At 65.3% G+C, this 12,910-nt stretch carries 13 protein-coding genes, 1 tRNA gene and 1 pseudogene; 7 read left to right on the top strand and 8 right to left on the bottom strand.

From position 1 onward, the window contains the following. The first annotated feature begins 58 nt into the window (after nt 1-58). From ACVWY5_RS35655 to ACVWY5_RS35640, 4 genes are all read left to right on the top strand, one after another. Entirely contained in the window at nt 59-1,687 is a 1,629-nt protein-coding gene (locus ACVWY5_RS35655; protein WP_321176661.1) for a 4-amino-4-deoxy-L-arabinose transferase, read from the top strand. Between the two features lie 105 nt (nt 1,688-1,792). After that, nucleotides 1,793-1,866 (top strand) — tRNA-Gly (locus tag ACVWY5_RS35650). Between the two features lie 88 nt (nt 1,867-1,954). Further along, entirely contained in the window at nt 1,955-2,206 is a 252-nt protein-coding gene (locus tag ACVWY5_RS35645; RefSeq protein ID WP_080667104.1) for a DUF3551 domain-containing protein, read from the top strand. Nucleotides 2,207-2,247: 41 nt separating this feature from the next. Further along, entirely contained in the window at nt 2,248-2,421 is a 174-nt protein-coding gene (locus tag ACVWY5_RS35640) for a hypothetical protein (RefSeq protein WP_167350363.1), read from the top strand. Between the two features lie 367 nt (nt 2,422-2,788). Here the strand turns inward: ACVWY5_RS35640 and ACVWY5_RS35635 are convergent. Next, a pseudogene (locus tag ACVWY5_RS35635) lies at nt 2,789-3,822 on the bottom strand (LLM class flavin-dependent oxidoreductase). Nucleotides 3,823-4,070: 248 nt separating this feature from the next. Here ACVWY5_RS35635 and ACVWY5_RS35630 point away from each other — a divergent pair. Further along, entirely contained in the window at nt 4,071-5,237 is a 1,167-nt protein-coding gene (locus ACVWY5_RS35630; RefSeq protein ID WP_028334567.1) for an NADH:flavin oxidoreductase/NADH oxidase, read from the top strand. 36 nt (nt 5,238-5,273) lie between these two features. Next, a complete protein-coding gene (locus ACVWY5_RS35625) occupies nt 5,274-6,203 on the top strand; it encodes a dihydrodipicolinate synthase family protein (RefSeq protein ID WP_028334568.1) in 930 nt (309 codons plus the stop codon). A 6-nt stretch (nt 6,204-6,209) separates the two neighbouring features. Here the strand turns inward: ACVWY5_RS35625 and ACVWY5_RS35620 are convergent, their stop codons facing one another. From ACVWY5_RS35620 to ACVWY5_RS35590, 7 genes are all read right to left on the bottom strand, one after another. Then, entirely contained in the window at nt 6,210-7,379 is a 1,170-nt protein-coding gene (locus ACVWY5_RS35620) for a cytochrome P450 (protein ID WP_028334569.1), read from the bottom strand. A 109-nt stretch (nt 7,380-7,488) separates the two neighbouring features. Beyond that, nucleotides 7,489-8,286 (bottom strand): helix-turn-helix transcriptional regulator, encoded by a 798-nt coding sequence (locus ACVWY5_RS35615; RefSeq protein ID WP_028334570.1) that lies wholly within the window; start codon nt 8,284-8,286, stop codon nt 7,489-7,491. A 163-nt stretch (nt 8,287-8,449) separates the two neighbouring features. Next, nucleotides 8,450-8,812, bottom strand: a complete 363-nt coding sequence (locus tag ACVWY5_RS35610; RefSeq protein ID WP_028334571.1) for a nuclear transport factor 2 family protein — start codon at nt 8,810-8,812, stop codon at nt 8,450-8,452. A gap of 94 nt (nt 8,813-8,906) precedes the next feature. Beyond that, a complete protein-coding gene (locus tag ACVWY5_RS35605) occupies nt 8,907-9,227 on the bottom strand; it encodes a cupredoxin domain-containing protein (RefSeq protein WP_028334572.1) in 321 nt (106 codons plus the stop codon). Nucleotides 9,228-9,238: 11 nt separating this feature from the next. Beyond that, on the bottom strand, nt 9,239-9,760 hold the full coding sequence (locus tag ACVWY5_RS35600) for a DUF4142 domain-containing protein (RefSeq protein WP_028334573.1): 522 nt from the start codon (nt 9,758-9,760) through the stop codon (nt 9,239-9,241). Between the two features lie 96 nt (nt 9,761-9,856). After that, on the bottom strand, nt 9,857-10,546 hold the full coding sequence (locus tag ACVWY5_RS35595; RefSeq protein ID WP_028334574.1) for an RNA polymerase sigma factor: 690 nt from the start codon (nt 10,544-10,546) through the stop codon (nt 9,857-9,859). A gap of 93 nt (nt 10,547-10,639) precedes the next feature. Then, complete coding sequence (locus ACVWY5_RS35590; protein ID WP_028334575.1) at nt 10,640-11,548, bottom strand: LysR family transcriptional regulator; 909 nt, start codon at nt 11,546-11,548, stop codon at nt 10,640-10,642. A gap of 107 nt (nt 11,549-11,655) precedes the next feature. Here ACVWY5_RS35590 and ACVWY5_RS35585 point away from each other — a divergent pair, with 107 nt between their 5' ends. After that, nucleotides 11,656-12,720, top strand: coding sequence for an aromatic ring-hydroxylating dioxygenase subunit alpha (locus ACVWY5_RS35585; protein WP_028334576.1), 1,065 nt, complete (start codon nt 11,656-11,658; stop codon nt 12,718-12,720). Nucleotides 12,721-12,910 lie beyond the last annotated feature (190 nt).

Here is a 12,910-nt window from a genome sequence, read left to right as displayed (position 1 = left end):
GCGCGATCTTAACATCGTCGCCGGCGCGCGCATCCGGAATCTTGACGTTCGGTTAAGCATGCCGTGGCGCGGTTGCGCGCGGGCCGGCGAGCCTCCGGTCACGCATCTTAAAGGCTTTGCCCGCTATCTGGTCGTCAGCATGCTGCTCCACGGTACGATCGGCGGAACGATGACCAGCACCGGCGCGGATGTGGCGCGCGGCAGCACCGCCGTGGCCGGGACATCGACCGGGCGTCTTCATCCGCTGTTCGCATTGTTGTTGCTGGCATTGGTCCTGCGCCTTGCGGCCGCGCTCTGGCCCAACGTGATGTATCCGGACGAGATCTTTCAATATCTCGAGCCGGCGTGGCGGATGCTCGGTCATGACGGCATTTTGACGTGGGACTGGCGCGAAGGCATTCGCGGCTGGTTCCTGCCGACATTGCTGGCCGGGCCGGTCGCGGTGGGCGGCTTGATTGCGCCGGGCGGCGAGGGCGCTTTCCTGGTGCCGCGCCTGGTCGCCGCATCTGCGTCACTGTCGATCGTGGTCAGCGCCTGGTTCTTTGGTGCACGGATCTCGCGAACCCATGCCATCGTCGCGGCGTTCGCTGCGGCAGTCTGGTTCGAGTTGATCCTGCTCGCGCCGCACACATTGGGCGAGCCGTTGGCGACGGCGCTGATCGTGCCGGCGGCGCTGCTGGTGACCAGCCGTCCGTCGCAACGGCATCTGGCGATCGGCGGCGCGTTGCTCGCTTTTGCCTTTGTCTGCCGCTTCCAGTATGCGCCGGCCATCGCCGTGCTTGCGCTCGGCGCCTGCTGGATGCGTTGGCGAAACCTGATTCCCTTGATCGCGGGCGGTCTCGCCGCGCTGATGCTCTCCGCCGCGATCGAGCTTGCGCATGGCGCCGTGCCGTTCGCCTGGCTGATCGGCAACATCAGGGAAAACCTGCTGCACGATCGCGCGACCGAGTTCGGCGTGACGCCCCCTTCGGCCTATCTCGTCAACTTCCTGATCGTGTGGTCGGCGGCGATCGTATTGCCGCTCGCCGCGATCTGGCGCGGCGCGCGCCATGCGCCGCTGTTGCTGGCCGTGGCGCTGGTCAACCTCGTCTTCCACAGCCTGATCGCGCACAAGGAATACCGCTTCGTCTTCCTGTCGGTGGCGCTGTTCATCATCGTCGCGGCGCTGGGATCGGCCGATTGGGTGCAATGGCTGCGCGCAAAACCCGGATGGCGCCGCTGGGCGTTGCCGATCGTCACCGGCGTCTGGGTCTTGCTCTCGGTCACGCTCGCCGGCGCCAGCGAAGGGATGCGCGACTACTGGACGCGTGGTGTCGGCGCGGCGCGGCTCGCCGCCGAACTGCGCAGCGATCCGCAGATGTGCGGCCTTGCACTTTACAATGTTCGTTTCCAGCTGTTGCCGGGTCGCGAACGATTGGTGGGGGCGGTGCCGCTCTATGCGCTCGAGCCCGCCGATCCGCTCGCCGAGCTCATGCTGCCGCCGCTGTTGCAGGCGACCAGGCCGGCCTTCAACCGTATCCTTGCGCGGCCCGCGGCCGCCGGTGATCTGCCGGCGGATTTTTCAAGGCAAAGCTGTGCCCGCGTCGGCATCGCCGATGCCTGCATCTATGCACGAAGCGGCACCTGCAATGCTGCTGCCGCCGCGGCTTTTGTCATCAATGACGTGCTCGTGAGGATGGGCCATTAGCGGGGCGGTGCGGCGATCGGCTTCAATGCGCTTGATCCGCTGCCTCCGCCCGGGCTATGGTCCGGCCGGTCGCAGCCGTAGGGTGCGACCTCAAGCATTGAGATCGCGGGCGTAGTTCAATGGTAGAACGGCAGCTTCCCAAGCTGCATACGAGGGTTCGATTCCCTTCGCCCGCTCCAGCCTTCAGGCAAATGTCGCAGGACGGTTTGTCGGCAAGGCACCGTTTGTCGGCAAGGCAATGTATTTCGCGACAGCAGGAGACGTGACGTGAGGTTGCTTGGAGCGCTGCTGCTTGCGCTAGGCGCGCTTTGGATGACAAGGCCGGCATCCGCGCAAATGTATGATCCGCGCTATCCCGTCTGCATGCATGTTTACGGTATGCTGGTCGGCGAGCGCATGGACTGCGTCTTCACGTCGCTGGAACAGTGTCAGGCCGGCGCCGTTGGGCTTCCGGCAACCTGTCTGGTGAACCCCTATTATGCGCCGAGATCGGCGCGTCCTCATCGGCCTGAACGATGACCTTTCCGGCCGTATCGCGAGCGTTGATTTGAGATCAGTGCATGGCATGGTGGTACTACGCGCTCTTCGCGATCGTTCTGCTCGGATGTTGTGCATTGGTGGTTCGCGCCCGTCGCGGCAGCAATACGCGAGAAGACGAGGAGCTGAACCGGCGAATCGATGAGCGCGTCGAGCGGCTCGATCTGACCCGGCGTAATCGCGACAGGGATTCCTGACCGAGGGAATCCGCGTGGCAATCGGCAGCCAGCTTCGGGCGATCATCCCGGGATATTACGGCGATCTGTTCACGCAACGTGCGCGCCTAACGAACCGTACTCAACCTGTTCTTCTCACAACGCGCAGTTATGTTTCCGTAGTTCTCCGCGTTTGAGAACGAAGTTCCGCCGGAACGATGTCGCGGGTTCCGGCATTGGTCGAATAGAGCCGACCGACCTCCGGCGAGAACGGTCGGTTCAAGCCCGCGCCCGGCCGTTCCCTCTCAACAGCCCCCCTAGAAGACGGCCGGCGCGGGTCCTTATCCCGGTCGTGCTCGATGTGACGAGCCTGCGCGCCGGTCGAGTATCGCTGACATTCGCGATGGATTTAGCGCCAGCCCAAAGCGGGCGCGATCTGGGTCAAGATCGTCTCGATCACATGCGCGTTGTAGTCGACGCCGAGCTGATTGGGGACGGTCAGGAGCAAGGTATCGGCCTCCGCTATCGCCTCATCCGTCTTGAGCTGCTCGATCAGCCTGTCCGGCTCGGCGGCGTAGCCGCGGCCGAAGATCGCGCGCGTCCTCTCGTCGATGAAGCCGATCTGGTCTTCCTCCTGCCCGTTGCCGAAATAGGCGCGGTCGCGATCGTCGACCAGCGCGAAGACGCTGCGGCTCACCGAGACCCGCGGCTCGCGCGTGTGCCCGGCTTCCTTCCATGCGGCGCGATAGGCCCGGATCTGGGCGGCCTGCTGGATGTGGAACGCCTCTCCGGTCTCGTCGCTCTTCAGCGTCGAACTCTGCAGGTTCATTCCGAATTTTGCCGCCCACACCGCGGTGGCGTTCGAGCCGGCGCCCCACCAGATGCGCTCGCGCAGGCCTTCCGAGAGTGGTTCGAGCCGAAGCAGGCCGGGAGGAGCAGGCCGGGAGGATTGGGAAACATCGGCCGTGGATTGGGCTGCGCAAATCCCTGGCCGCGCAGCATGTCGAGGAAGATCTCGGCATGACGCCGGCCCATGTCGGCGTCGGTCTCGCCCTCGCCCGGCTGATAGCCGAAATAGCGCCAGCCATCGATCACCTGCTCGGGCGAGCCGCGGCTGATGCCCAGTTGCAGGCGCCCCCTCGCGATCAGGTCGGCCGCGCCGGCGTCCTCGACCATGTAGAGCGGATTTTCGTAGCGCATGTCGATCACGGCGGTGCCGATTTCGATCCGGCTGGTCCTGGCGCCGACAGCCGCCAGCAGCGGGAACGGCGAGGCCAGTTGGCGTGCGAAGTGATGGACGCGAAAATACGCGCCGTCCGCGCCGAGCTCTTCGGCCGCGACCGCAAGGTCGATGGATTGCAGCAGCACATCCGCGGCCGAGCGGGCCTGCGACTGCGGCGAGGGCGTCCAGTGCCCGAACGAAAGGAATCCGATTTTCTTCATGCCGGCAATGTAGGGATGTCCGCGACGAATTGCGATCCGTAGATGTGACCCAGGGATGACTGAAAGTGTTTACCGGCCGGGAAATTGTTCTGCGGCAAATGTTGCGGGTTTTGCAGATCGCGCCGGGGCGCAAGTGCTGCATGCGTGCAGGTCTTGCCGCCTGCGCCGCGGCATGACTTGCGATCTCGGGACGCGCCGCCTAGCTTTCCGCCACGATTTCTCCCGCCAACACCTTCCCGCAGGTCCCGATGTCGCAGCCGCTTCTGTTTCAGCCGATCACGCTTCGCGGCGTGACCTCCCGAAACCGCATCCTGATCTCGCCGATGTGCCAGTATTCGGCGACCGACGGGCTCGCCAATGACTGGCATCTCGTGCATCTCGGCAAGTTCGCCCAGGGCGGCGCCGGGCTCGTGATGGTCGAGGCCGCAGCGGTTGTCGCCGAGGGCCGCATCACCCATGGCGATGTCGGCATCTGGAACGACGAGCAGATCGCGCCGCTCGAGCGGATCGCCGCTTTCCTCAAGGACAATGGCGCCGTGCCCTCGATCCAGCTCGCGCATGCCGGCCGCAAGGCCAGCATGCAGCGTCCCTGGTACGGCAATGCCGCTCTCGATGAGGCCGATCGCGCTCGCGGCGATTTGCCGTGGCGGACGGTGGCGCCGAGTGCGATCCCGATGGAAGACGGCTGGCTGATGCCGCACGCGCTCGACGCGGCCGAGCTCGCCGCGCTGCGCGAGCAATGGCGGCGCGCCACCTTGCGCGCGGTCGAGGCCGGCTTCGAATTCGTCGAGGTGCATTGCGCGCATGGCTATCTGCTGCACGAATTCCTCTCGCCATTGTCGAACCGCCGCACCGATGCCTATGGCGGCGATCGCGCCGGGCGGATGCGCTATCCGCTCGAGATCATCGAGACCGTGCGCGCGGCCTGGCCGGCGGAGCGGCCGCTGGCGGTGCGGATCTCCTCGGTCGACGGTATCGACGGCGGCCTGACGCTCGAGGACCAGGTCGCGTTTGCCCGCGAAGCCAGGGCGCGCGGTGCCGATTTGATCGATTGCTCGTCGGGCGGCCTGCTCGGCTCGGCGACCGCGGCGCGGATTCCGCGCGGCTACGGCTTTCAGGTTCCCTATGCCGATGAGATCCGCCGCGCCGCCGACATTGCGACCATCGCGGTCGGCCTCATCCTGCATCCGCAGCAGGCCGAAGACGTCCTGGCCAAAGGCCAGGCCGATCTGGTCGCGATCGGCCGCGAGGCGCTGTTCGATCCGAACTGGCCGCTGCATGCCGAGCTTGCGCTTGGCGGTGGAGGCGGCGAGGTGTTCGCGTCCTGGCCGAAGCAGTATGGTTGGTGGCTGGAGCGGCGCGAGCCGGGCCTGCGCCGGCTCGATGGCCCGCCGCTGCCGTTCCGCCAGAGCTGACAAGAAAATCCGACAACAACCTGGGAGGTCGTTACCATGACATCAGTCGCAAAGCGCCCCTATCGCGGCGTCTTCCCCGTGGCGCCGACCATCTTCGACGCCAACGGCAATCTCGACCTCGATGGCCAGCGGCGCTGCGTCGACTTCATGATTGACGCCGGCTCCCACGGCATCTGCATCCTCGCCAATTTCTCCGAACAGTTCGTGCTGACCGACGCCGAGCGCGAGACCGTGATGCATACGGTGCTCGAGCATGTCGCCGGCCGCATTCCCGTCATCGTCACCACGACGCATTTCTCCTCGGCGGTCTGCGCGGCTCGCAGCCGCGAGGCGGAAGCTGCCGGAGCTGCCATGGTCATGGTGATGCCGCCCTATCACGGCGCGACCTTTCGCGTCGGCGAGCCGGGCATCTATGAGTTTTATCGGGTGGTGTCGGATGCCATCAACGTCCCGATCATGATCCAGGACGCGCCGGTGGCGGGCACGCCGCTCTCGGTGGATTTCCTGGCGCGGATGGCAAAGGAGCTCGCCAACATCAGGTATTTCAAGATCGAGGTGCCGATGGCGGCAAACAAGCTGCGCAGTCTGATCGAGAAGGGCGGCGCCGAGATCGAGGGGCCGTGGGACGGCGAGGAGGCGATCACGCTGATGGCCGATCTCGATGCCGGCGCCACCGGCGCGATGACCGGCGGCGGCTATCCCGACGGCATCCGCCAGATCATGGATCCGTTCTTCGCCGGCCGGCGCGACGAGGCCATGCAGGCCTATGCGCGGTGGCTGCCGCTGATCAATTACGAAAATCGCCAATGCGGGCTGCAGGCCTGCAAGGTGCTGATGCGCGAGGGCGGCGTCATCAAGTCCGACGCAGTGCGCCACCCGCTGCAACCGCTGCATCCGGCGACCCGCGCGGGGCTGATCGAGATCGCGCGGACACTCGATCCGGTCGTGCTGCGCTGGGGACGGTAACGACCCTTACGCGTCCCACGTCACCGGCAAATCCAGGAGGCCGCGGAACGCCCAGCCGCCGATCCGCGCCGGCTTGTGTTCGATCAGGCGCAGATTCTTCAGCCGGTTGAAGATCGCGGGCAGCGCGACGTCGGCGACCATGGCGCGCGAGGCCCAGGCGCCGGCGCAGAAATGCGGTCCGGCACCGAACGCGATGCTCTTGCTGGCGTCGCGGCGCACGTCGAACGCGTCGGGCCGGTCGAAATGCTTCTCGTCGCGGTTCGCCGAGCCGAACATCAGGAACACGCGCTCATTGGTCTCGAAGGCGACGTCCCTGATCGTCCAGGGCTTTGCGATCCGCCGCGGCGACATCCCGATCGGCGAGATCCAGCGCGCATATTCCTCGAACACCTGCAGCCACGGGATCGCGCCGGTCGTCGCCAGCGCGAGCTGGTCGGGATGGGTCAGCAGCGCCCATACCGTGCCGGCGATCGCATCGCGCGGCTCGTTCTGGCCGCCCGAGATCGCAAGCTTGATGTTGGCGCGCACGCTCTCCATCGGCATGTCGGTCTGCAGCATCACGCCGAGCAGGCTGAGGTCGGGCGTCTTGCGCAGGGTAGGGACCATGTCGTCGATCGCGGCATCGATCCCGGAAGTCGCCGCATGGCAGCGCGCCTCGATCGCGGGATCGCCGACATAATTGGCGATGCCGTCGATCATGCCCTGCGACCACGCATTCATGTCCTGGAAGCGCATATTGGTGAGGCCGGTGATCGACTTCAGGCATTCGGCCGAGAACGGCAGCGCGAAGGCCTGCACGAAATCGACCACGCCGTCCGGCTTCAGTTCGTCGAGGATGCGCGTCGCGTGTACTGCGAACTGCGCGGTCCAGTGCGATCTGACGGTCTTGGGCGAGATCGCCGGAAAGATCGCCTTGCGCTCGTTCATGTGCGCATCGCCGTCCTTGCGCATCATGTTGTGGCCCATCAGCTTGTTCATCAGCCCCTCGGGCTGGTGCGACGAGAACACGTCGATCTGCTTCTCCGAGATGAAGATGTCGTCGCGGCTGCACAGCAGCGTGCTGCCGAGTTGCGGCACGAAGGCGATCGGCGCCTCCTTGCGCATGCGCGCCAGCGCCGGGTAGGGATCCTGCCAGAAGGCGGGGACGTCGATGTCGAAATGGGGCGCGGTGCTCACGACGTGATCTCGGTTTGGCCTCGGGTTTTCGGGCCGAGCATAGGCCGGCAGGCGCGGCCCGTCTGTCCCCACCGCTGGGGACAGCGGGAGACCATCGCCTGGAGCGCGCTCAGTTCAGCTGGCGCGCCGAGGCCATCAGGCGCAGCGCGATCGCGAACAGCTCGTTCTGCGAGGAGATGCCGAGCTTGTCATAGGCGCGCTTGCGATAGGTGAGGGCGGAGTGCAGCCCGATGCCGAGCTCGGCGGCGATCGCTTCCGAGCTGAGACCGGAAAGAATGCGCAGGCAGACTTCCTGCTCACGCCCGGTCAGCCTGGCGAGCGGCTCAGCCGTTGCAAACAAGGTCTTCAACCGCTCGATCGGATCAATATCCGCTGCCGGGTCGCGCTGGAAATGCCGCGCCACGGCCGCCGTCAACGCCGGCGCGACCGCGGCCAGGCGCGCGATCTGCTCGCGGCTGAAGCGGCCTTGCGCGGTGATCTGGTAGAAGTTGACATAGAAGCAGGTGTCGCCGGTCCAGATCGCGGAAGCGAACTTGTCGACGATGTCGGAGTCGTCGAAGAAAATCTTGCGGTAGCCGTCGCTGTACATCCGGCGTGCAAAGTTCGGCAGCACGATCGGCGCGGCCTGCGCCTGCCCCTCGAATACCGCATCCCGGTTCGGGTCGGCCTGATGGAAATGTTCGGAATAGGCGATCCCGAGGTCGCGCCCGGTCGGGATGTTGCCGACATCGAGCAGGCACGCGGCGGTCCGCGGGCCGGTGAACGAGAACACCATGCAGTGACCGACACCGGCGACGCGGCGCAGCGCGCCGATCAGGGCCTGCGGAAAGCTGTCGCGGCCGATCGCCAGCAGCGCCGGCGTGATGTCGCTGACGACAGAAGTCTTGAAGGCGTAATCTGCCTTCATGGCGTCCTCCCTGTGTTTCGGGAAGACTAGAGCCTTTTCCGTTCCGATGGAATCGGAACGGGGCTCTCGATTCTTTGTTTTGACGCGTTTTCTTGACGCGAACCGGTATCCGCTTCGCTCGAAAACGCTCTGGCAGCGACATCGCCGGGGCGGAAGCGGCGCCTCAGGCGCCCGGCACCTGGTCGAGGAAGCCGGTGATGCTCCTGATCCGGCCGTCCTTCAGCATGGCGAAGTCGGTGCCCTTGATCGGGCTGTCGACGCCGTCGGGTCCGAGGCCCCAGGAGAACCGGATATGGTCGCCGAAGCCGTTCGGCTCCCCGATCAGCTTGAAGCGGAAGTCCGGAAACTTCTGCTGCACGCCGGCGATCAGCGCGTCGACGCCCTCATGGCCGTCGCCGCTCATCAGCGGATCGATATAGCGCGCATCGGCGGTCCAGTTCTCGCTCAGCATCTCGCGGCGCCGGCTCGGCGTCCGCTCGTTCCAGAGATCGATATAGCGGCGGGCGATGGCGGCATGGTCGGTCATGGTGCTCTCCTTCGATAGTGCCGGGCTGTGCGGCGGTCCGGACTATCGAAGGTTCGCGTGCGCCGATCGATTACCTCCGAGGTCATCGCGCGGGCTATGGTGCGATGGTCAGCACCGCCTTCATGTTGGGATGGTAGCGGCAGTAATAGTCGACCGTGCCGGCCTTGGTCAGGACCGACTTGATCGTCTTCTTCGGCGCGATCGTCACGTCGAAGTCGCCGTTCTTCGCGGTGGCGGTGTGGGCCAGCACGTCCTTGTTGACCCATTCGATGGTGTCGCCGACCTTGGCCGACACCTCGGCCGGCGAGATCACCATATTCTCCATCACGATCCGGATGGTGGCCGCATGCGCCGGGACGGCCATCGCGCCGAGCGCGAGCAAAGCCAGCGTTGCGAGACAGCGTCCTGGCAACATCGCGCGCCTCCTCACTTCAGGCCGGCGGCGACGTGTTCGGCATGCTGCTGGTGGCCCTGGAAGATCTTCAGGCCGGTCTGCAGCAGGCTCTTCAGCTCGGGATTGCTGGCCGAGGGGATCAGCTGCGTCTCCAGCGCGGTGTTGACTGCCTTGTGGTAGGCGATCTCGTTGTCGATATAGGCCTTGTCATAGGCGGCGCCCTTCAGCTTGCCGAGTTCGGCGAGCTTGTCGGCCGCCTGCTTCGACAGCGCCTTGCTGGTGTCGTTGTCCTCCGGCGTCACCTTCAACTTCTTGACGAGGTCGAGCGCCTGCTTGTTCACCGCCTCGTGGTCGCGCGCCATGTCCTTGGCGAACGCCTTGATCTCCTTGTTGGAGGCCTTCTCTTCCGCCTGCTTGGCGGCATTGATGTCGATCACGCCGGCCGTATAGGCGATGTGTGCGATCTGTGGATCGGTCGGCTTTGCGCCCTGCGCCAGCGCAGCGCAGTTGAGAAGGCTGAGCGCGGCGACCGCGATACCCAATCGAACGAACATGGTTTGACACTCCTGTTGAGCCGGGCGTAGCGCGCGGCGCGTCGTTGCTTGCACAGGAGTTGGATGGTGCGGGCGAGCAGAGGTTCCCGAAAAAATTCAGGCCGTGGCGCGCAGCCGTTTCAGAACCGCCTCGGTCAATCGCTCGCAGCGCTTGCCCGCGAAGGGGAAGGCCTCCATGACGACGGGGCCGATCTTCCGCTCGACATTGTCGCGCAGCATGGTCCGGGCGCGATGCAGGCGCGTCTTCACGGTTTCCGGCTTGAGGCCGAGGATCTCAGCGGTCTCCTCGACATTCATGCCCTCGATCACGCGGGTGATGAAGACGAGGCGGAACGCCTCGGGCAGCTCGTCGATCGCGTGCTCGACGACATGCTGGATCTCACGCTGGGCCATGGATTTTTCCGGATCGTCCGTTGACGACAGGGGGAACTGGATGATCTGGGCTTCGGGAGCACCTTTCGGCAGATCGGACCATTCGACGCTGCTGTGCCTGCGGCGCAGGCGACCGAGTGCCTCGTTCATTGCGATCCGCGACAGCCAGGTCGAGAGGCTGGAGTCGCCGCGGAACTGGTCCAGATGGGTAAAGGCGCGCACATAGGCATCCTGAACCACGTCCTCGGCCTCGTGGTCGTTGCGCAGGATGCCGCGCGCCAGCCGGAACAGCCGGCGATTATTCGCCTGCATGATGGCGCGGATTGCGGCCTCGTCGCGGGCGCGCGCGCGTTGCACCAGCTCGGCATCGTCCGAGCGGATCGGCGGCAGGGACGTTACAGGGGCCTGGCGCATGGCGGGATCGCCCTCACTGTTGGCGGAATAATACCATTGGATGCCGACCGGCCGTACAGGTTCCCGGGAAAATGGTGATCGGCCAAAAAGACCCTACGGCCTGATATAGGCCTCCGGATCGCCGCGTGCATGCGCCTCCATCGCGTCGAGGAAGCAGCGCACCTTCGCCGGGACAAATTGCCGCGCCGGCAACAGCGCGTGCACGTTGAGCGGCTCGCAGGCATGGTCCGGCAGCAGCCGCCGCAACTCGCCGGCCGCGACGGCGATGCGGGTGTAGCTCGCGGTGACCCGCAGCACGCCATGACCGGCGAGCGCGGCCTGCAGGCGGACATGGGCATTCGAGCTGGTCAGGCGCGCGCGATCGACCGCGAGATGCTCGACCGCGCCGCCGGGAGCGGTGATCGCCCATGGCGGATCGCTGGGGCCGGTCAGCAGCGGCAACTTTCTCAGATCATCCAGCGTGCGTGGCTCGCCGACCTTGTCGAGCAGCGCGGGTGCCGCGAACAGACCGCGCTCGAGCGTGAAGACGCGGCGGATCACGATGCCGGCCGACGGCAGCGGCGCCTCCAGCATCGCGAACACGATGTCGTAGTTCTCGGCGATCGGGTTGACGATGTCATGCTCGACGTCGATCCGGATCGAAAGCTCCGGATAGCGGCCCATCACGGCGCAGGCGACCGGCCCCGCATGATGCGCGCCGAATTCATAAGGCGCCTTGATGCGCAGCGTGCCCGCCACCGCGCTCGACATCGCCAGCGCCTCGCTGTGGGTGTCGTGCAGCGCGGTGAACAGCGGGCGGACCTTGCGATAGATGGTCTCGCCGGAATCGGTCAGCCGCAGGTGCCGGGTGGTGCGCTCGATCAGGCGCAGCCCGAGATTGGCTTCGAGACGCTGCACCGCAGCACTGAGGCTTGATTTGGGATGGCCAAGCACGCGCGCGGCGGCGGTGAAGCCGCCATGCTCGACAACCTCGCAAAACAGCTCCCAGTCGCGCCACTCCATGGCCGATTGTCCATCCACCGGTACAGTGTGTCCAGCCAAATCGGATTATCCCGGTGACCGCAATCACCTAACCTCGTCGCCAACCAAATTTGCATCGGGAGGGTGAGATGGCTGACGACGGAATTTTCCTGCGCGACACCTGGTACGTGGCGGCGTGGAATCACGAACTGATCGACGGCAAGATGGTCGCACGCACCATCCTGGAACGGCCGATCGTGCTCTATCGCGGGTCGAGCGGGAAAGTCGTCGCGCTGGACGACCGCTGCTGCCATCGCGCCGCGCCGCTTTCGATGGGACGCATCGAGGGCGACGACATCAGGTGCATGTATCACGGTATGAAGTTCGCGGCCGACGGCAAATGCATCCAGATCCCCGGGCAGGACACCATCCCCGCCAAGCTCGGCGTGCGCAGCTATCCGGTGGTCGAGCGCTACAACATGATCTTCATCTGGACCGGCGATCCGGAGAAGGCCGATCCGAAACTGATCCTCGACTATCCGCCGCTCGAGGATCCCAGATGGCGCGGCCTGCCGGGTTACATGCACTACAAGGCCAACTGGCTCCTGATCGTCGATAATCTCAGCGACTTTGCGCATCTTGCCTTCGTGCACACCAACACGCTCGGCGGATCCGAGGAATATGCCTACAAGACCAAGCCGGTCGCGATCGAGAAGCTGGACGACGGTTTCCGTGTCGAGCGCTGGCACATGGGCGCCGAGCCGCCGCCCTACCACAAGAAGGTGATCGCGAACAAAACCGACAAGATCGACCGCCGCAATATCGGCCGCATGATCGTGCCCGGCATCTTCACGCTCGACACCACGTTCGCGCCGGCGGGGCAGGGCGTCGAGAAGGGCGTCCAGGTTCCGGGCACGCGGTCATATCGCAACGCGCAGTTCATGACGCCGGAGACGCGCTCGACTACGCACTTCTTCTGGAATTACCTGCACGATTTCGACATCGACAACCCGAACATCGCACTGTCGCTGCGGCACAGCCTCGAGGAAGGGTTCAACGAGGACAAGGACATCATCGAGGCGCAGCAGCGCGTGTTCGACGCCGATCCGGACTATCAGCTGCTCGCGATCGGCGCCGATGCCCCGCTGACCTATTTCCGCTGGCTGTTCGCACGCAAGCTCGAGGCGGAGAAAGGCACGGCGCGCGCCGCCTAGTCCGCTGAAACGACGGCCTTGCTTGGCAGCAAGCCGCGCCGGGGTCGCGAGATCGTGACATCCCGGCGTGGCTGCCGTTCCAGCCGGCTTGGCGTAAACTGATCCGACCTGAATTTGTCGGTTCTTGATCAGCGTGAAGGTGACCCGCGTCGGCCAGACTATCCCGGTAGCGATCAATCGGTGAATGAGC

The organism is Bradyrhizobium sp. USDA 3256 (assembly GCF_054058275.1).
The sequence above is the reverse complement of the archived record's forward strand: the minus strand, read 5'-3'. Positions and strand labels throughout refer to the sequence as shown.